Annotated in this window: 15 protein-coding genes; 6 read left to right on the top strand and 9 right to left on the bottom strand. The window is 70.8% G+C overall.

Annotated features, from left to right (window positions below):
* The first annotated feature begins 15 nt into the window (after nt 1-15).
* Together AB0C75_RS12530 and AB0C75_RS12535 are read left to right on the top strand one after the other, a co-directional pair.
* Nucleotides 16-1,785, top strand: coding sequence for a phospholipid carrier-dependent glycosyltransferase (locus AB0C75_RS12530; RefSeq protein ID WP_362889827.1), 1,770 nt, complete (start codon nt 16-18; stop codon nt 1,783-1,785).
* A gap of 147 nt (nt 1,786-1,932) precedes the next feature.
* Nucleotides 1,933-3,561, top strand: coding sequence for a penicillin-binding transpeptidase domain-containing protein (locus AB0C75_RS12535; protein WP_362889829.1), 1,629 nt, complete (start codon nt 1,933-1,935; stop codon nt 3,559-3,561).
* A gap of 51 nt (nt 3,562-3,612) precedes the next feature.
* On the opposite strand, the gene AB0C75_RS12540 is transcribed toward AB0C75_RS12535, so the two are convergent.
* Together AB0C75_RS12540 and AB0C75_RS12545 are read right to left on the bottom strand one after the other, a co-directional pair.
* Entirely contained in the window at nt 3,613-3,990 is a 378-nt protein-coding gene (locus tag AB0C75_RS12540) for a hypothetical protein (protein ID WP_362889831.1), read from the bottom strand.
* Between the two features lie 136 nt (nt 3,991-4,126).
* The gene (locus AB0C75_RS12545; protein WP_362889833.1) at nt 4,127-5,119 is read right to left on the bottom strand and encodes a metalloregulator ArsR/SmtB family transcription factor; all 993 of its coding nucleotides are present in this window, start codon (nt 5,117-5,119) and stop codon (nt 4,127-4,129) included.
* Between the two features lie 159 nt (nt 5,120-5,278).
* On the opposite strand from AB0C75_RS12545, the gene AB0C75_RS12550 reads away from it, so the two are divergent.
* Both AB0C75_RS12550 and AB0C75_RS12555 read left to right on the top strand, forming a co-directional pair.
* Complete coding sequence (locus AB0C75_RS12550) at nt 5,279-5,788, top strand: YbaK/EbsC family protein (RefSeq protein WP_362889835.1); 510 nt, start codon at nt 5,279-5,281, stop codon at nt 5,786-5,788.
* On the top strand, nt 5,785-6,636 hold the full coding sequence (locus AB0C75_RS12555) for a DMT family transporter (RefSeq protein ID WP_362889836.1): 852 nt from the start codon (nt 5,785-5,787) through the stop codon (nt 6,634-6,636). The genes AB0C75_RS12550 and AB0C75_RS12555 overlap by 4 nt, the downstream gene beginning before the upstream one ends.
* Nucleotides 6,637-6,660: 24 nt before the next feature.
* On the opposite strand, the gene AB0C75_RS12560 is transcribed toward AB0C75_RS12555, so the two are convergent.
* The 5 genes from AB0C75_RS12560 to AB0C75_RS12580 form a co-directional block, all read right to left on the bottom strand.
* A complete protein-coding gene (locus tag AB0C75_RS12560) occupies nt 6,661-7,503 on the bottom strand; it encodes an SDR family NAD(P)-dependent oxidoreductase (RefSeq protein ID WP_362889838.1) in 843 nt (280 codons plus the stop codon).
* Complete coding sequence (locus AB0C75_RS12565; protein ID WP_362890083.1) at nt 7,500-8,660, bottom strand: serine hydrolase domain-containing protein; 1,161 nt, start codon at nt 8,658-8,660, stop codon at nt 7,500-7,502. Before AB0C75_RS12565 ends, AB0C75_RS12560 begins: the two co-directional genes overlap by 4 nt.
* 77 nt (nt 8,661-8,737) lie before the next feature.
* Entirely contained in the window at nt 8,738-9,511 is a 774-nt protein-coding gene (locus AB0C75_RS12570) for an ABC transporter ATP-binding protein (protein WP_362889841.1), read from the bottom strand.
* Nucleotides 9,508-10,269, bottom strand: coding sequence for a cobalt ECF transporter T component CbiQ (gene cbiQ, locus AB0C75_RS12575; RefSeq protein WP_362889843.1), 762 nt, complete (start codon nt 10,267-10,269; stop codon nt 9,508-9,510). Before cbiQ ends, AB0C75_RS12570 begins: the two co-directional genes overlap by 4 nt.
* A 1-nt stretch (nt 10,270) precedes the next feature.
* Nucleotides 10,271-11,329: an energy-coupling factor ABC transporter permease gene (locus tag AB0C75_RS12580; protein ID WP_362889845.1), complete on the bottom strand. Its 1,059-nt coding sequence runs from the start codon at nt 11,327-11,329 to the stop codon at nt 10,271-10,273.
* A gap of 176 nt (nt 11,330-11,505) precedes the next feature.
* Here AB0C75_RS12580 and AB0C75_RS12585 point away from each other — a divergent pair, with 176 nt between their 5' ends.
* Complete coding sequence (locus AB0C75_RS12585; RefSeq protein WP_362889847.1) at nt 11,506-11,874, top strand: SsgA family sporulation/cell division regulator; 369 nt, start codon at nt 11,506-11,508, stop codon at nt 11,872-11,874.
* A 138-nt stretch (nt 11,875-12,012) separates the two neighbouring features.
* On the opposite strand, the gene AB0C75_RS12590 is transcribed toward AB0C75_RS12585, so the two are convergent.
* Nucleotides 12,013-14,229: an MMPL family transporter gene (locus AB0C75_RS12590; RefSeq protein WP_362889848.1), complete on the bottom strand. Its 2,217-nt coding sequence runs from the start codon at nt 14,227-14,229 to the stop codon at nt 12,013-12,015.
* A gap of 120 nt (nt 14,230-14,349) precedes the next feature.
* A complete protein-coding gene (locus AB0C75_RS12595; RefSeq protein WP_362889850.1) occupies nt 14,350-14,922 on the bottom strand; it encodes a TetR/AcrR family transcriptional regulator in 573 nt (190 codons plus the stop codon).
* 213 nt (nt 14,923-15,135) lie between these two features.
* Between AB0C75_RS12595 and AB0C75_RS12600 the strand changes: the two genes are divergently transcribed.
* A complete protein-coding gene (locus AB0C75_RS12600) occupies nt 15,136-18,540 on the top strand; it encodes a S41 family peptidase (protein ID WP_362889852.1) in 3,405 nt (1,134 codons plus the stop codon).
* The last annotated feature ends 118 nt before the right edge of the window (nt 18,541-18,658 follow it).

Here is an 18,658-nt window from a genome sequence, read left to right on the forward strand (position 1 = left end):
CCCTACGATGGCGCGGTGACGAGTACTGCGCCCGAAGCCCAGCAGGGCAACGACGCCGGGGTTCACACCGGCGACCAGCCGCCTTCCTGGCAGCAGCGGCTGCGCCGCTTCGGCCATTCCCCACGGCCGGAGGCGGGGCTGCGCGAGCGCCTCGACCCGCCCTACGCCCGCCCTGGCAAACAGTTCCGCGACGTGCTCCCGGTGCCGCCGGTCCTCGCCGACCGTCTGGTGCGCTGGTCCGCCTGGGGCGGGCCGCTGCTGGTCGCGCTGGTCGCCGGCGTGCTGCGGTTCTGGAACCTGGGCAGCCCGAAGGCGGTGATATTCGACGAGACGTACTACGCCAAGGACGCCTGGGCGCTGGTCAACCAGGGGTACGAGGGCTCCTGGCCCAAGGACGTCGACAAGCTGATCCTCAAGGACCCGTCGTCGGTGGACATCCCGGTGGACCCGGGTTACGTCGTCCATCCGCCGGTCGGCAAGTGGATCATCGGGTTCGGCGAGCAGATCTTCGGATTCACCCCGTTCGGCTGGCGCTTCATGGTGGCGCTGCTCGGCACCCTCTCGATCCTGATGCTGTGCCGCATCGGGCGACGTCTGTTCCGTTCCACGTTCCTGGGCTGCCTCGCCGGCACCCTGCTGGCGGTGGACGGGCTGCACTTCGTGATGAGCCGCACCGCGCTGCTCGACCTGATCCTGATGTTCTTCGTGCTCGCCGCCTTCGGGTGCTTCCTCATCGACCGTGACCGGTCCCGCCGCAAGCTGGCCGCCGCGCTCCCGGTGGACGAGGAGGGCGTCCTGCGCCCGGACGCCCACGTCGCCGAAACGCTCCGCCTCGGGTGGCGCCCGTGGCGGATCATGGCCGGCCTGATGCTGGGCCTGGCCTTCGCCACGAAGTGGAACGGGCTCTACATCCTGGCCGCGTTCGGTGTGATGTCGGTGCTCTGGGACGTCGGCGCGAGGCGCACGGCGGGCGCCCTGCAGCCGTACCGCGCCGTGGCCCTCAGGGACCTGCTGCCCGCGTTCGTCTCCACGGTGCCGGTCGCGATCGGCACGTACCTCGTCTCGTGGACCGGATGGATCGTCACGGACAAGGGGTACTACCGCAACTGGGCGGCCACCGAGGGCAAGGGCGGCAGCTGGACCTGGCTGCCGGACTGGCTGCGCAGCCTGTGGCACTACGAGAACCAGGTCTACGAGTTCCATGTGGGCCTGACCTCCGGCCACACCTACCAGTCCAATCCATGGAGCTGGATCGTGCTGGGCCGCCCCGTCTCGTACTTCTACGAGGAGAAGACGGGCTGCGCCGAATCCGCGACCGGCAAGTGCGCCCGCGAGGTCCTGGCGCTCGGCACCCCGCTGCTCTGGTGGGCCGGGTGCGTGGCGCTGCTGTACGTGCTGTGGCGCTGGTTCTTCCGCCGCGACTGGCGGGCCGGCGCGATCGCCTGCGGGGTGGCGGCCGGCTGGGTGCCCTGGTTCCTCTACCAGGAGCGCACGATCTTCCTGTTCTACGCGGTCGTCTTCGTGCCGTTCCTCTGTCTGGCGGTCACGATGATGATCGGCGCCCTCCTGGGTCCCGCCTCCGGCACGGGCCCGGGCCACCACCCCGGAGGCGAGATCACCGCCGACCCCGCCGGCGAACGCAGACGCACGCTGGGGGCGATCGCCGCGGGCGTCCTGGTGCTGCTGATCGTCTGGAACTTCATCTACTTCTGGCCGCTCTACACGGGCACGTCGCTCCCGGACACGTCCTGGCGCGACCGGATGTGGCTGGACACCTGGGTGTAGCGGCAGGGAGTGGAAAGCGCTCTCCTGTGAGCGTAGCGGTCCGGTAACAACCATCTCAGGGGCCTCTGCTGTCCCGTAGGGTCTCGAAGGATGACACCCCTCGGAACCCTGTTCAGGGGGTGGTCCTTGGGAGGGGGGACTGCACAGATGCGCAGTGGAGCGAAGGTCGCCGTGATCGGCGGAGCGTTCGTGCTGGTGGCCGGGGGGCTCGGTTACGGCGTGTACGAGGTCGTGCTGGGAGGCGGCGGGTCCGGAGGGATCGGGTCCACGTCCTCCGAGGTGAAGACAGGGCCACCGGACAAGAAGGAGATCGAGGAGACCGCCAAGGGCTTCCTCGAAGCATGGGCGTCGGGCGACGCCTCGGCCGCCGCCCTGCGCACGAACAACGAGACCGTCGCCGAGCCGCTGCTGACCGGCTACGCCAAGGACGCCCATGTCACGAAGGCGGTGATCTCGCCGGGTGCCGCCGTGGGCGCGAAGGTGCCGTTCACGGTGAAGGCGACCGTGTCGTACGGAGGGAAGACCAAGCCCTGGTCGTACTCCTCCGAACTGACCGTGGTGCGCGGTGAGACGACCGGCAAGGCCCTCGTCGACTGGCAGCCTGCGGTGCTCCATCCGCAGCTCACCGAGGGCGCGTCACTGAAGACAGGTGAGGCCCCGACGGCGTCCGTCGAGGCCGTCGACCACAACGGCAAGGTGCTCGACAAGGAGACCTACCCGTCGCTCGGGACGGTCCTGGACAGCCTGCGGGAGAGGTACGGCGACACCGTCGGCGGTTCCCCCGGCATCGAGACCTGGATCGAGCCGGCGGACGAGAAGGTCGCCGACACCACACTGCTGACGCTCACCAAGGGCAAGCCGGGCAAGCTGCGGACGACGCTCGACGCGGGCGCCCAGGCGGCCGCCGAGAAGGCGGTCAAGAAGTTCAGCGAGGCGTCGGTGGTCGCCGTGAAGCCGACCACGGGCGAGATACGCGCGGTCGCCAACAACCCGGCGACCGGCTTCAACGCGGCGATGCAGGGCACGCAGGCACCCGGTTCCACGCTGAAGGTCATGACGGCCGCGATGCTCCTGGAGAAGGGCCTGGTCACGGCGAACGGCCCCACGGAGTGCCCCAAGGAGGTGCTGTACCAGGGCCGTACGTTCCACAACCTCGACAACTTCGAACTGCCCGCGTCCAGCAGCTTCACCACCAGCTTCGCCCGCTCGTGCAACACCGCTTTCATCAAGCTGATCGATGACACGAAGGACGACACGGCGCTGGCCAAGGAGGCCCGGGACGTCTTCGGTATCGGCCTCGACTGGAAGACCGGCATCACCTCCGTCGACGGCAAGGTGCCCGAGGAGGCCGGTGGTGAGGCCGCGGCCCAGTACATAGGCCAGGGCACCGTCCAGATGAACGCGCTCAACGTCGCGTCCATCACGGCGACCGCCCGCACCGGGACGTTCCGTCAGCCGGTGATCGTCCCGCAGTCCCTGGACGACCGCGAACTCGCCAAGGCGTCCCGCTCGCTGCCGGGAGGCGTCACACAGCAGCTGAACGACATGATGCGGGCCACCGCCTCCTGGGGCACGGGCAAGGCTGCCATGGCCTCGGTCGGCGGCGACAAGGGCGCCAAGACGGGCTCGGCCGAGGTCGACGGCCAGGGCGCGTCCAACAGCTGGTTCACCGGCTTCAGCGACGACCTCGCGGCAGCGGCGGTCGTCCAGTCCGGCGGCCACGGCGGCGACGCGGCCGGGCCGGTGGTGGCGGCGGTCCTGAGCGCCGGGTCGTGAGCGAACGCTGCCCGGGGCATCCGCGCCCCGGGCAGCGACGGCCGGGCTGGATCAGGACTTGGACAGCTTGATCGAGTTGATCGGCGTCAGGTTGACATCCAAGGACTTACCGGCCGGGATCTTGGCCCCGCACTGACCGCCGCCGTACGCCTTGCAGAGCTGGACCACGGCGCCACCCGTCTGGTTGTTGAAGATGCGGTGCGTGCCAGTCTGGTTGACCAGGTCGTGGGCTCCGTACGTGTAGTACGAGTGAGACGGCTTGTTGCCGTTCCAGCTCGCACCCGGGTAGATGCAGACGGCGCCCGACGCGCATCCGCGGACGGAAGCGGCCTGGGCTCCTGTCTCGGCCGCCTGCGAACCGGCCCCCGTCGCCAGCACGGCACCCGCCGCGAACGTCAGTGCAACCGTGGCTCGTACGATCTTGCGCATGGTTCCTCCGTTGTGGTTCCCGGACGCTTGTCCCCCGCAACTTCCCCCGTTGCGCGTACGCCCGGCCTGACGGAAGACTGGCACCCCGCGGCCGCGCGCACCGCACCCTTTCATCACGGTGGAAACGTCCGCTTCGTCAGGCCTCCGTCGAATCGAGCAACTGCCGCCCCAGCGGGGACGGAAGGTGCAGCACACGCCGCCCTTCCCTGCGGCTGGCGGCCAGCCCGGCCTCGCGCAGGATGGCCAGCTGCTGACTGGTGTTGGGCAGCGACGAGCCGACGGCGGCGGCCAGTTCGGAGGTCGAGGCACAGCCCTGGACCGCGATCTCGTACAGGAGAGCCGCGCGCGTCGGACCGAGCAGTTTGGCCAGCGACGATCCGGCGGGCGACGCGCCGGGGACGACCTGCTTGTCGACCGGGTAGACCAGCATCGGCAGCAGCGCGTCGTCGACCAGGGTGACCGGCATGCGCCAGCAGAAGTACGAGGGCACGAGCAGGAGACCGCGCCCGTTCAGATGCATGTCCCGCTCCACCGGGTAGGCCATCTCCAGCACCGGCGGGGACCACCGGATTATCGGCCGGAAGGTCTCCAGCAGCGCCCGGGTGCCGCCGGCCGAGAGCTCCCGGGACCGCCAGGCGACATCGGAGGACACCGCGGCGTCGACGGTCTCCCGGAACGGGGCGACGAACAGCCTGTCGTAGGTGCTCAGCGCGCCGCCCAGCGACCGCAGCGCCGACGTGTCACCCCTGGCGAGCTCCGCTCCCGCCAAGGGCCGGCCACCCACCCCGGCCAGCAGCCCCAGTTCGGTGCGCAGCCGGGTGCGCGGGGTGGTGAGCACCCGGTCGATCCCGTGCCGCAGATCGGTGTCGCCGCAGTCCACGGCGGGCGTCAGGAAGTCGGGGAAATAGGGCCCGTACGGCACCAGACCGCACAGGAACCGCGCGGCGTGACGCCCCGGTCCTTCCGCCGTCAGCCGCCCGGCGACACTGCGCCGCCAGGGGCCGAACGCGACCGCCCCCTCCTTGTTCTGCAGCCGGCAGAGGCTGCAGACGATCTCCCACAACGGGTCGGGCCTGCGGGCGATCCGGAGGTACTCCAGGTCCTGGGCGGTGAAATGGATGCGCAGCAAAATATCCCCCCTTGTCGTACTCCTCACCACTCTGGGGGCGTGGGCGGGCGCGAAGGCAGGCGCAGGGGACATTTCCGGCCGGGTGTCCGATTCGGAGCGACGATCGGTACAGCCGCCGGGAGCGCAGTGGTCCGCCCCGGCAGCGGTAGCGTGCGCGGTATGAGCACTTCCGACATCACCCCCGCGACGAGCTCGTCCGATGCCCACCCCCGGTTCGCCGAGGCCCTGCGGGAGCTGGGCCTCGACGTCGAGGTACGCCGCTTCCCCGACGCCACCCGCACCGCGGTCGAGGCCGCCGCCGCGGTCGGCTGCGAACTCGGCCAGATCGTCAAGTCCCTGATCTTCGAGGCCGACGGTGTTCCGGTCCTGGTCCTGATGGACGGCTCGTCCCGGGTGGACGTGGAGCGTGTGCGGGCCGAACTCGGCGCCGGAAAGGTCAAGCGGGCGGGGGCCGACCTCGTCCGGGAGACCACCGGATACGCGATCGGCGGGGTCCCGCCCTTCGGCCACCGTACGAGGACCCGGGTGCTGGCCGACCGGGGGCTGCTCGCCCACGCGACGGTCTGGGCGGCCGCGGGCACCCCGCACACGGTCTTCCCGCTGGACCCGCAGAGCCTGGTCACGCACGCCGGCGGAGCCCTGGTGGACGTGCGCGAGCAGAGCGCGTGACCCCGCTGGTGGCGGTGGCCGTCCTGGCCGCCGCGATCACGCACGCCACCTGGAACGCCATCGCCCACGCCATCCGCGACCAGCTGGTGTCCTTCACCCTGATCTCCGGCGGCGGTGCGCTGATCGGTCTCGTACTGGCCTGTTTCGCGCCGCTCCCGGCGTCCGGCGCCTGGCCGTATCTGCTCGTCTCCGCTGGCCTGCACGTGGCGTACATGCTGCTGCTGATGCGCTCGTTCACCCTGGGCGACTTCGGCCAGATGTATCCGATCGCCCGGGGCACGGCCCCGCTCGTCGTGACGGTCCTGGCGGCCGTGTTCATCGGGGAGCGCCCGGACCGCTGGGCGGCGGCGGGCGTCGCGGTGGCGTCGGCGGGGCTCGTCGGACTGGCGCTGTGGGGCATCCGGGGCTCCGGCAAGCAGCCCCACTGGCCCGCGATCGCGGCGGCTCTCGCGACGGGTCTGGCCATCGCGGGCTACACGACGGTCGACGGGGTGGGGGTACGCACCTCGGGCACCCCGCTCGGCTACATCGCCTGGCTGATGATCCTGGAGGGGATCGCCATCCCCGCCTACGCGTTCTGGCGCCGCCGGGGCGAACTGCTGCCCCGGCTCACCCCGTTCGCAGCACGTGGACTGCTGGGCGCGGCACTGTCGGTCACCGCCTACGGCCTGGTCCTGTGGGCGCAGACGAGAGCCGCGCTCGCCCCGATCGCCGCACTGCGCGAGTCCTCGATCATCGTGGGCGCGGCCATAGGGACGCTGTTCTTCAAGGAGCGGTTCGGGGCTCCACGGCTCGCTGCGGCGGGGCTGATGGTGGTCGGTATCGGCCTGATGCTGCACACGAGCTGAGCGTCCGCCCGCGTCAGGATCCGGCTACGGGGCTTCTGAGACCTCCGATATCGCCGCACGGAAGCCCGTGTTGACGGCCAGCAGGCCGCCGTCCACCCGCAGCGTGATCCCGGTGATCCAGGCCGCGTCCCGGGAGGCGAGGAAGGCGACCGCGGATGCGATGTCGTCCGGTTCTCCGACGCGGCCGAGCGGGTAGAGGGACTCCGCCCGCTCCAGTACGGCTTCGCGGCCCGCCCAGGCGTCCGTGCGGATCGTGCCGGGGGCGATGAGGTTGACGCGGACGCCGCGTGGCCCCGCGTGGCCGGCGAGGGTGCGGGTCAGGCCGGCCAGGCCCGCCTTCGCGGCGCTGTAGGCGTGACCGCCGAAGTCCTGCTCGCCGTTCACCGAGCCGATGTTGACGATCGCGCCACGGCCGGAGGCCACCAGGTGCGGCAGGGCGGCGCGGGAGCAGCGGTAGGGGCCGGTCAAGGTGATGTCGAGGCTGCGGGCCCAGGCCTCGTCCGTCTCGTCCTCGAAGAGCGGGGCGTCCTGGTGCTCGGCGTAGGCGTTGTTGACCAGGGTGTCGAGCCGTCCGAAGGCTGCCACCGCGTGGGCCACCGCCGCCTCGACCGCCGACCGGTCGCCCACGTCGCAGGCCAGGGACTCGGCGATGCCGCCCTTCTCCCGGATCTCCGTGGCGACATGGGAGGCGCGGCCGACGTCCAGGTCCGTGACCAGGACGGCCGCGCCCTCGGATGCGAGCCGGCGGGCGGTGGCCGCCCCTATGCCCCGTCCAGCGCCGGTGAGGAGCGCGGCGTATCCGTCGAGGCGCCCTTCGGTGCTTCCTTGGGTGCTTCCGTCGGTGCTTCCTTCGGTGCGAGGAGTCATAGCGCCGACCGTACTGCCCGGACCAGAGCCTGGGCACGGGGGTCGGCGGTAACTCCCTTCTGCAGACCGTTCGTCACATAACCGAGCGCGATACCCGATTCGGGATCCGCGAAGCCCAGCGAGCCGCCGCGGCCCGGGTGCCCGAAGGACCCGGGGCCGAGCAGCGGCGCGGCCGGACCGTGCAGCATGTAGCCGAGGCCGAAGCGGGTGTTGACGACCAGCACCTGGTCCGGGCCCGCCGACTCCTCGGTGCGGGCCAGGGTGAGGGTGGCGGGGGCGAACAGCCGCTGCCCGTCGACCTGGCCGATCATCGCGGCATAGCAGCGGGCGAGTCCGCGTGCGGTGGCGACGCCGTTGGACGCGGGGAGCTCAGCCGCGCGGTAGTCCGGGGCGTTCTCGTCGGGGAAGGGGTCGATCGCCCCGAAGGCGCGACGGGTCAGCGAGGCCGGATCGGCGTAGGCGTCGACGACGGAGCGCTTGGGCCGCATACGCAGGGCGCCGCTGCCTTCGGCCGGCGGAGGTTCGACGGGGCCGATCCGCCCGATACGGTGCGCCTCGTCGGCCGGCAGCCCGAACCAGAAGTCCAGCCCGAGCGGACGCGCGATCTCCTCGGCGATCCAGCGGCCGATGGTGCGCCCGGTGACCCTGCGCACCAGTTCCGCGACGAGCCAGCTGTAGGTCTGGGCGTGGTACCCGTGGTCGGCTCCCGGTTCCCACTGGGGCCGTTGGGCGGCGACGGCCCGCGGTCCGGTGACCCCGTCCGCTGCCTCCTCGGGCGTGAGTGTCGCGTCCAGGGCGGCCAGCCCCGCACGGTGGGCGAGGAGATGGCGTACGAGGACGCGCTCCTTGCCGTTCGCCTTGAACTCCGGCCAGTACGTGCCGACGGGTGCGTCGAGATCCACCTGTCCGCGCTGATGCAGCAGCAACGGTACGGCGGCGGCGACGCCCTTCCCGGCCGAGCGGACGATCTGCACGGTGTCGACGGCCCAGGGTTCGACGCCGTCGACATCTCTCGTACCGGCCCACAGGTCCACGACCTTGCGGCCGTGCCGGTAGAGGGCGACGGCCGCTCCCCGCTCCCCGCGCTGTTCGAAGTTACGGACGAAAGCGTCCCGTACCGCCTCGAATCCCGGCGCCACCGTGCCCCGTACGTCCACGCCTGCTCCCGCACTCCCGCTCATCCCCCCATGGTGCATCCCTGCGCAGGTGGAACGGGTGCCGGGTCACCCTCTGTTCACGAACGCGGAACGGTCACGGAACGCGGATCGAAACCGAAGGGCAACTCGAGCCGGTGCAGGCGCATCAGTGCGTCGTCGCACAGCAGGTCCTGTGTGCGGTCGTCGGCGGTGATCACCCCGTCGCTGAGGATGACGGCACGCGGGCAGAGTTCGAGTGCGTACGGCAGGTCGTGGGTGACCATCAGCACGGTGACGTCCAAGGAGCGCAGGATGTCGGCGAGTTCACGGCGGGAGGCCGGGTCCAGATTCGAGGAGGGTTCGTCCAGGACGAGGATCTCCGGCTCCATGGCGAGGACCGTGGCGACGGCGACGCGGCGGCGCTGGCCGAAGGAGAGGTGGTGCGGGGGCCGCGCCACGTACTCCTCCATGCCGACCCGTCGCAGCGCGGTCATGACCCGGTCCTCCAGCTCAGGGCCGCGCAGCCCGGCCGATGCGGGTCCGAAGGCGACGTCCTCGCGGACGGTCGGCATGAAGAGCTGGTCGTCGGGGTCCTGGAAGACGATGCCGACACGGCGGCGGATCTCGGCGAGGTGCCGCTTCTCCACGGGCAGCCCGGCGACCCGGACGGTGCCGGCGCCCGCGTCGAGGATGCCGTTGAGGTGGAGGACGAGTGTGGTCTTGCCCGCGCCGTTGGGGCCGAGGAGCGCCACGCGTTCGCCCCTGGCCACGGTCAGGTCGACGCCGAAGAGGGCCTGGTGGCCGTCGGGGTAGGCATAGGCGAGGCCGCTGACCTCCAGGGACGGGACGGGGGCCGCGGTGTTCTGGCTCATATGGTCCATCCCAGCAGACATACGACGAGGGCGAGCACGGGGAGTGCCGCCGCGCGCGCCCACTGGGTGCGGGAGGCGGTCACCTCGTCGATCACCGGCATGGTTCCGGTGTAGCCGCGGCTGACCATCGCGAGGTGGACGCGTTCGCCGCGCTCGTAGGACCGGATGAAGAGGGCGCCGGCCGTCTTGGCGAGGACACCCCAGTGGCGCACTCCGCTTGCCTCGAAGCCGCGGGAGCGGCGCGCGATCGACATCCGGCGCAGCTCGTCGGTGATGACGTCGCCGTACCGGATCATGAAGGACGCGATCTGGACGAGCAGCGGCGGCAGCCGGAGCCGCTGGAGGCCGAGCAGCAGGGAGCGCAGCTCGGTGGTCGAGGCCAGGATCACCGACGCGGCCACACCGAGGGTGCCCTTCGCGAGTACGTTCCAGGCGCCCCAGAGTCCGGGGACGCTGACGGAGATACCGAGCAGCTCGGTCTGCTCGCCGGGTACGACGAAGGGCATGAGGAGCGCGAACGCCACGAACGGCACCTCGATGACCAGCCGCTTCAGCAGGAATCCGGCGGGAATCCGGGCCACCGCCGCGACGGCGGCGAGCAGCACCGCGTACAGGGCGAAGGCCCAGACGGCCTCGCGGGGGGTGGAGACGACGACCACGACGAAGCACAGGACGGCGGCGAGCTTGCAGTGCGGCGGCAGGGCGTGGACCGGGGAGTGACCGTGCCGGTAGAGCTTGTGCGCGTGGCCGGCTCCCATGTCAGACGGACTCGGTGGGGGTGCGGTTCTCGGAAGTCCCCGGCGTACGGCTCCGGCGTACGGCCCAGAAGACGCCGCTGCCGACGGCGATGGTGACGCCGACGCCGATCACTCCGGCGAGGCCCCCGGAGACGCGGGCGTTGCCGATGTCCTTGACGCCGTAGTCGGCCAGCGGGGAGTCGGCTGCGCCATGCTCCTCGACCTTCTCGTCGATGCCCTTGTCCGCGGCGACCTTCTCCAGGCCGTCGGGGCTTGCGGAGGCGTAGAAGGAGACGAAGCCCGCGAGGAGGAGCGCGGCGACCAGACCGGTGACCCAGACCTTGCGCGTGGAGCGGGCGGCCGCGGGAGCCGGGGCGGCCGGTGCGGCGGGGGCATCGATGAGATCGCCGTCGACACGGAGCTTGAGCGGGGCGGCCAGGCCGCGGGCCCCGTGCACCAGGTCGGGGCGCACCGCGATCACGGCGCCGACGGTCAACGCGGTGATCACCGCCTCCCCGATGCCGATCAGGACGTGGACGCCGACCATCGCGGTGAACACCTTGCCGATGGGTACGTCGGTGGTCCCGCCGATCGCGTAGATCAGGGTGAACACGACGGCGGCGGCCGGCACGGAGACGAGCGCGGCCACGAAGGCGGCGACGGTCGTCGAGCGGCGGGTGCGGGGCAGCACACGCGTCAGCCCGCGGAAGAGGGCGTAGGCGACGACGGTGGTGACGACCCCCATCACCGTGATGTTCACGCCGAGCGCGGTGAGCCCGCCGTCGGCGAAGAGGATGCCCTGCATCAGCAGGACGACCGCTATGCAGAGCAGTCCTGTGTAGGGCCCGACCAGGATCGCCGCCAGCGCTCCGCCGAGCAGATGGCCGCTGGTACCCGCCGCGACAGGGAAGTTCAGCATCTGCACGGCGAAGATGAACGCGGCGACGAGCCCTGCCAGCGGCGCGGTGCGTTCGTCCAACTCCCGCCGGGCACCACGGAGGCCGACGGCGACCGCGCCGGCGGCGACGACACCTGCGACAGCGGAGACAGGTGCGTTGATGAAACCGTCGGGTACATGCATGAAGGAGCTCCGCTTCGGGCGTCACTGCTGGCCTGGTCGGGAAACGCTCCATGATAGGGACCTTTTGCGAAGGGTTCGCAAGAGCGCACACATGACAACTACGCCAACCCCAACATGCCCAAACAGGAATATATGGGACATTGGGGGGAGAGATTTTCACACAGGAGGAGCCGGCCATGTCCCTCGTGATCCAAGAACACGCCCGAGCCCGGCTCATCACCGACGGTCCCGACCCGCGGCCGGTCCCTGTCGAGCTTCGCTACGACCCCGATGATCCGGGGACCGTCCACGTCCGGTTCCCCGGGGGTGTCGACCGGACCTTCGGCCTCGACCTCCTGGAGCGCGGGCTGCGCTCCCCCGCCACCCGCGGCGACGTACGGATATGGCCGTGCGGCCGGGCGCAACTGGTCCTGGAGCTGCACGCGACGGACGGCGTCGCCGTCTTCCAGTTCGACAACGCGCCCGTCATCCGCTTCCTGGCGCGGACCGGCGCGATGGCGGCGAAGCGCCCGTCGGCTGCCACCGCCACCACCACCCGCGCCTGAACACGGGCGAGCCCCCGTGCCGCGTGCACGGGGGCTCATCCTTGCCCCGGCCCCCCGTCCCCACAGGTAACCGGCGCTCCGGGGCCGCGTTCCGCTCATCCGCTCAGAAGCAGACCCCGGGGTCCAGGGCGTGTCGGGTCACACGCCGGCCAGCTCCCGCTCGCCGCCGCCCTCGCCCGTGCCGTCGTCCGAGAGCTCCTTGCGCAAGCCCTCACCCTCGACGTCCACGTTGGGCAGCGCACGGTCCAGCCAGCGCGGCAGCCACCAGGCGTGCTTGCCGAGCAGGGCGAGCACCGCCGGGACGATGGCCATCCGCACGACGAAGGCGTCGAAGAAGACCGCGATGGCCAGCGAGAAGCCGATCATCTTGATCATCGACTCGCTGGAGCCGATGAAGCCGGAGAAGACGGCCATCATGATCACCGCGGCTGCCGTGACCACCCGGGCGCCGTGCCGGAATCCGGTGACGATCGCCTGGCCGGGCGTCTCCCCATGGACGTACGCCTCGCGCATCCGTGTGACCAGGAAGACCTCGTAGTCCATCGCGAGACCGAAGACCACACCGACCATGAAGATCGGCATCATGCTCATGATCGGACCGGTCTGCTCGACCCCGAAGAGCGAGCCGAGCCAGCCCCACTGGAAGACCGCGACGACCGCGCCCAGGGCCGCGACGACCGAGAGCAGGAATCCGAGGGCCGCCTTCAGCGGCACCAGGATCGAGCGGAAGACCACCATCAGGAGCAGGAAGGCCAGTCCGACGACGAGCGCCAGGTAGGGCAGCAGCGCGTCGTTCATCTTCTGCGAGAAGTCGATGTTCATCGCCGTGGCACCGGTGACCAGCACCTCGGCGCCGGTGTCGCCCTTGATGTCCTGGCCCGCGTCACGGATGGCGTGGACGACGTTCTCCGTGTCGGTGGAGCTCGGCCTGTCCTTGGGGATGACCGTGATGGTCGCGGCGTCGCCGGCCTTGTTGAAGGCAGCCGGGGTGACGGCGGCGACGTGTCCCGTGCCCTCGATCTCCTGGGAGACCCGGTCGACGGCTGCCTTGCCGTCCGTGCTGTTCTTCGTGTCCACGACGACCAGCAGCGGACCGTTGAATCCGGGGCCGAAGCCGTCGGACAGCATGTCGTAGGCCTGGCGCTGCGTGGTGCTCTTCGGCTGCGAACCGTCGTCCGGCAGGCCCATCTCCAGTGAGGCCGCCGGCAGGGCGATCGCACCGAGGCCGATGACACCGGCCAGCAGGACCCACACCGGCTTCCGCAGCACGAACCGTGACCAGCGGGTGCCCATGTTCGGCTTGGCGTCGGGCCTGTTCTCGGCCTCGGCGGCCTTGCGCGCCCTGCGCCCCATGATCCGCTTGCCCGCGAAACCCAGCATCGCCGGAACGAGGGTGAGCGCGATGAGGACGGCGATCGCGACCGTACCCGCGGCGGCGAAGCCCATCTTCGACAGCATCGGGATGTTGACGACGGCGAGGCCGACCAGCGCGATGACGACGGTCAGACCGGCGAAGACCACCGCGGATCCCGCCGTGCCCACGGCCCGCCCGGCCGCCTCCTCGTGTTTCCGGCCCTCGGCCAGTTCCGCACGGTAGCGGGAGACGATGAACAGGGCGTAGTCGATGCCGACCGCAAGGCCGATCATCATGGCCAGGATGGAGGTGGTGGAGCCCAGGTCGAGCACGTTCGCCAGGGCGGTGATCGACGAGACGCCGACCCCCACACCGATCAGCGCGGTGAGCAGCGGAAGCCCCGCCGCGATCAGCGAGCCGAAGGTGATGACCAGCACCACGGCGGCGATGGCGACTCCGATGACCTCGGTGGCGCCGGTCTCCGGCATCACCTGGAGCGCGTCACCGCCGATCTCCACGGTCATACCGCTGCTCTGCGCGGCCTCACCCGCGTCTTCGAGCGCCTCCCGCGTCCCGTCGGTCAGCTCCATGGAGCTGACCTTGTAGGACACGGAGATGTAGGCCGTCGAGCCGTCCTTGCTGACGGCGTCCGCATCGTACGGGTCGGCGACCGAGGCGATCTGGTCGGAGCCGGACTTCAACTCGCCGACGATCTCCTGGACCTCGGCCTTGTTGGCCGTCGCCGTGACCTTCTCGCCCTCGGGTGCCTTGAAGACGACCCGGGCGGTCGCGCCGTCCGCGCTGCCTCCGGGGAAACGTTCGTCCAGCAGGTCGAAGGCGCGCTGCGCCTCCGTGCCCGGGATCGAGAAGGAGCTGGAGGTCGCGGTGGACGCGGAGGCGGCACCGAATCCGGCCAGCGCCAGCAGGGCCACCCAGATCAGGGCGACGTAACGGCGGCGCCGAAAGGCGAGCCGCCCGAGTTTGTACAGGAATGTAGCCACGGAGGGGTTACTCCCGGTCAGGTCGTGGAGTGGAAAAGGGCGTGAGGAACCAGCCCGACGACGAGAGCGGCGTGTCAGGTGGAGCGTCGGAGACAGGTCGTACGGAAAGGAACGGGGACGTCAGACGCCGAGGGCGGGGAACACCACGGATTCCGCGTAGTCGGTGAGGAACACCTGGTCGACAGGACAGTGGTCGACCAGCTCACGGGCGGCGAGGGCACCGATCATCATGTGCGGGACATAGGGGAGCGCCCGATTGTCCGGACGCACCTCCCCTCTGTCCACGGCCCGCTGGAGCATGGCACCGAGACCGGTGATCTCGGGCTCGATCAGCAGCTCGCGCAGCGCCTGGAAGAGATCGGGGTTGTTGTGGACGGCATGGCTCAGACCCCGCAGCAGCGCGGAGTTCTTCTCCATCTTGCAGTCGTCGGTCTGCCCCATCACGGCCAGGAAGTCACCGCGGAGCGAACCGGTGTCGACATCGGCAAGGTGCACCGGCTTGTCGTTGCGGAGCGCCTTGACGACCAGCTCGGCCTTGCTCCCCCACTGGCGGTAGAGGGTGGCCTTGCTGGATCGGGTGCGGGCGGCAACGGCGTCCATGGTCAGCGCTTCGTAGCCGACCTCGCCGAGCAGGTCGAGCACGGCGGTGTACAGCTCGCTCTCGCGTTCGGGCGTGAGCCGGCTGCGTGCCATGGATCGACCTCCTCTTCCTCTGTGCCCGCTGGATCGTACGCCAGTCGAAGATCAACCAAAACACAAAAGATCAACTAGCGGAACGAAACTGTTTCGTACACATCGAAGATAGCCCCCACCCCTAGCGAAACGGAACAGTTTCGCTTGTGTCCTGCACCACAGGTTCCCGCACCACAAGTTGCCGCGGGCCCTTCACACGGAAAGCATTGGAGGGTGAGTGACGATGTCGCGTATCTCCGTTTCCCGCACCTCCACAAGGACTTGCTCTGCTTCGCGGCGGAGGACGACCTCTGGGTCGCCCCTCTCGCCCCGGCGGGGCAGCGGCCCGGACGGGCGTGGCGGCTGACTGTCGACCGGACCATGGTCAGTCATCCGCGCTTCTCGCCCGACGGCAGCCGTATCGCCTATACGACCTGGCGCACGCTCGATCCAGAGATCAACCTCGTGCCCGTCGCGGGCGGGCCCGCCCGCAGACTCACCTACTGGGGCTCGACCGACGCCCGGGTCTGCGGCTGGAGCCCCGACCCCGGGGACTCGTCCCAGATCCTCGCCGTGTCCTCGCACAACCAGCCGTTCTCGTACTTCTCCTGGGCGTACAGCGTCCCCACCGACGGCAGCCCCGGCGGGAAGCTGCCCTGGGGGCCCGTATCCGACATCGCGGTCGCCGACATCGACGGCGAGCGCCGCACCCTGCTGCTCACCGGGAAGCCGCCGCACGAGCCGGCGGCCTGGAAGCGGTACCGGGGCGGCGCCACCGGGCGGCTGTGGCTGCACGGCGAGCGGCTGCTGCCCGACATCGGCGGACACCTGGACGCGCCGATGTTCGTCGGCCGCCGGATCGCCTTCCTCTCCGACCACGAGGGCGTCGGCAATCTGTACTCCTGCCTGATGGACGGCAGCGACCTGCGCCGGCACACGGACCACGACGCGTTCTACGCCCGCCACGCCTCCAGCGACGGCAGCAGGGTCGTCTACCAGTGCGCGGGCGATCTGTGGCTGGTCGACGACCTGGAGTCGCCGGACGCGAGGCCCCGGAAACTGGAGGTGCGCCTCGGCGGCCCACGGACCGGCCGGCGTACGTACCAGGTGCCGGCGTCCAGCCATGTCGACTCGCTGTCCGTGGACGAGACGGGCCGGGCGAGCGCCGTCTCCGTGCGCGGCAGCCTGTACTGGCTCACCCACCGCGACGGCCCCGCCCGGACGATCGCCGACACCCCGGGGGTGCGGGTCCGGCTGCCGGAGATGCTCGGCAGCAGCGGCCAGGTCGCGTACGTCACGGACGCCGAGGGCGACGACGCGGTCGAGATCGCCCACCTCCCCCGTGCCAGTGGCGACCGCCCACCCCGCCGGCTGGCGGCGGGGCAGCTGGGCAGGGTCCACGAGCTCGTCTCCGACCCGGAGGGCGAGCGGCTGGCCATCGCGTCGCACGACGGCCGGCTGCTGCTCCTGGACACCGGCCGGGAAACGGAGACCGGGGTGGTGGACATCGTCGAGATCATCGAGGACGTCGACAGCGGGCGCGTGGAAGGCAGCCTCGTACAAGCCGGGGCCCCCGCGGAAGCCGGAGCCGCCGCCGGGGCCGAAGACGCCGTGGAGGTCACCGAACTCATCCGCTCCGTGAACGGCCCGGTGCGCGACCTCGCGTTCTCCCCCGACGGTCACTGGCTGACCTGGTCGCACCCCGGCGTCGGCCGGTCGCTGCGGCAGATCAAACTGGCCAGGATCACCGGCCCCGACGCCCCGGTGATAGTCGATGTCACCAACGGCCGCTTCGAGGACGAGAACCCCGTCTTCACCGGGGACGGCCGCTACCTCGCCTTCCTCTCCTGGCGCGGGTTCGACCCGGTGTACGACGTCCACACCGGCGACCTCTCCTTCCCCCTGGGCTGCCGCCCGTACCTGGTCCCCCTCTCGTCGGCGACCCCCTCCCCCTTCGCCCTGCTCCCGGACGGCAGGCCCGCGGCGGGCGGTCTGGACCCGGTGGACATCGCCGAAGGACCGGTCGAGGGGCCGACGGTCATGGTGGAGTTCGAGGGCCTGGAGAGCAGGGTGACCCCGTTCCCGGTCTCCGCGTCGAAATACTCGGGGCTCCAGCCGGTCAGCGGCGGCGGCCTGGTCTGGCTGCGCTGGCCGATCTCCGGCGCCCTCGGCGAGACCTTCGCGAACCCGGCGGACATGTCGGGCCGCCCCACACTGGAGCACTTCAACATCGCCAGGGCCCGCAAGACCGAACTGGTCGGCCACCTCGACTGGTTCGCGGTCAGCGGGGACGCGACCCGGCTGGTCGTCATGGACGACGGCGAGCTGCGCGCCGTGCCGTCCAACGAGCCGGGCGACAACGACACGACAGTCTTCCTCGACCTGCGCCGCATCCTGCACGACGTCGACCCGGCGGCGGAATGGCGCCAGGCGTACGAGGAGGCAGGGCGCATCACCCGGTCCTACTTCTGGGAACCGGACATGTGCGGCATCGACTGGGACGGCGTACTGGAGCAGTACCGCCCGCTGGTCGAACGGGTCGCCTCCCCCGCCGAGTTCGCCGACCTGCTGCGCGAGGTGCTCGGCGAGCTCGGTACCTCACACGCGTACGTCTCACCCGCCCGCCGCAACGAAGGCCCCCCGCACTACCAGCGCGCGATCGGGCTGCTGGGCGCCAACCTCGTGTGCCGGGACGGCGACTGGACAGTCCAGCGAGTCCTGCCCGGCGACTCCTCCGACTCCAGGGCCCGTTCGCCGCTCGCCGGTACGGGAATCCGGGAGGGCGCCGTCCTCACCCATGTCGACGGCCGGCCGGTCGACCCGGCGGCGGGGCCGTACCCGCTGCTGACGGCGGCGGGCGGCACGACCGTGGAGCTGACGTTCCGCCCGGCCGGCGGCGAGTGCGGCGGCCGGTCCCGGCGCATCGCGATCGTCCCCCTGATCGACGAGCGCCCCCTGCGCTACCAGGACTGGGTGGCCAAACGCCGCGAGGTCGTACGGGAGTTGAGCCACGGCAAGTGCGGCTACCTGCACATCCCCGACATGGGCGGCTCCGGCTGGGCCCAGTTCAACCGGGACCTGCGGCTCGAGGTGTCGCGCCCGGCACTGATCGTGGACGTACGGGGCAACGCGGGCGGCCACATCAGCGAGCTGGTCGTCGAGAAACTCACCCGCACCATCCTCGGCTGGGACCTGACCCGCAACGCCCAGGCGGTCAGTTACGCCTCCAACGCCCCCCGGGGCCCGGTCGTCGCCCTCGCCGACGAGGCCACGTCCTCGGACGGCGACATGATCACGGCCGCGTTCCGGCTGCTGAAGCTGGGCCCCGTGGTGGGACAGCGCACCTGGGGCGGTGTGGTCGGCATGACCGGCCGGCACCGGCTCGGTGACGGCACGGTGATCACGGTGCCGATGAACGCGGCCTGGTTCGACACGTACGGCTGGTCCGTCGAGAACCACGGGGTCGAACCCGATCTGGAGGCGCTGCGCACCCCGCTGGACTGGGCGGAGGGCCGCCACGCGGTGCTGGACGACGCGGTCAGGGTGGCCCTTGACCTCCTGGCCGCCCATCCCGCGGCCACACCCCCCAGCTACGAGACAGCCCCGAACCTACGCCGCCCACCGCTGCCGCCGCGGTAGGGGGACGGCGTTCGATGCGGCCAGGGCACCGTTCATCGCGGGTGTCAAGATGCCCTGGCCCGCCACGCTATGACCGAATTCAGCGAAGCACTCCCCCGGAGCGCCCACGATGTCGCAG

Source organism: Streptomyces sp. NPDC048565, assembly GCF_040650935.1.
GTDB lineage: Bacteria > Actinomycetota > Actinomycetes > Streptomycetales > Streptomycetaceae > Streptomyces.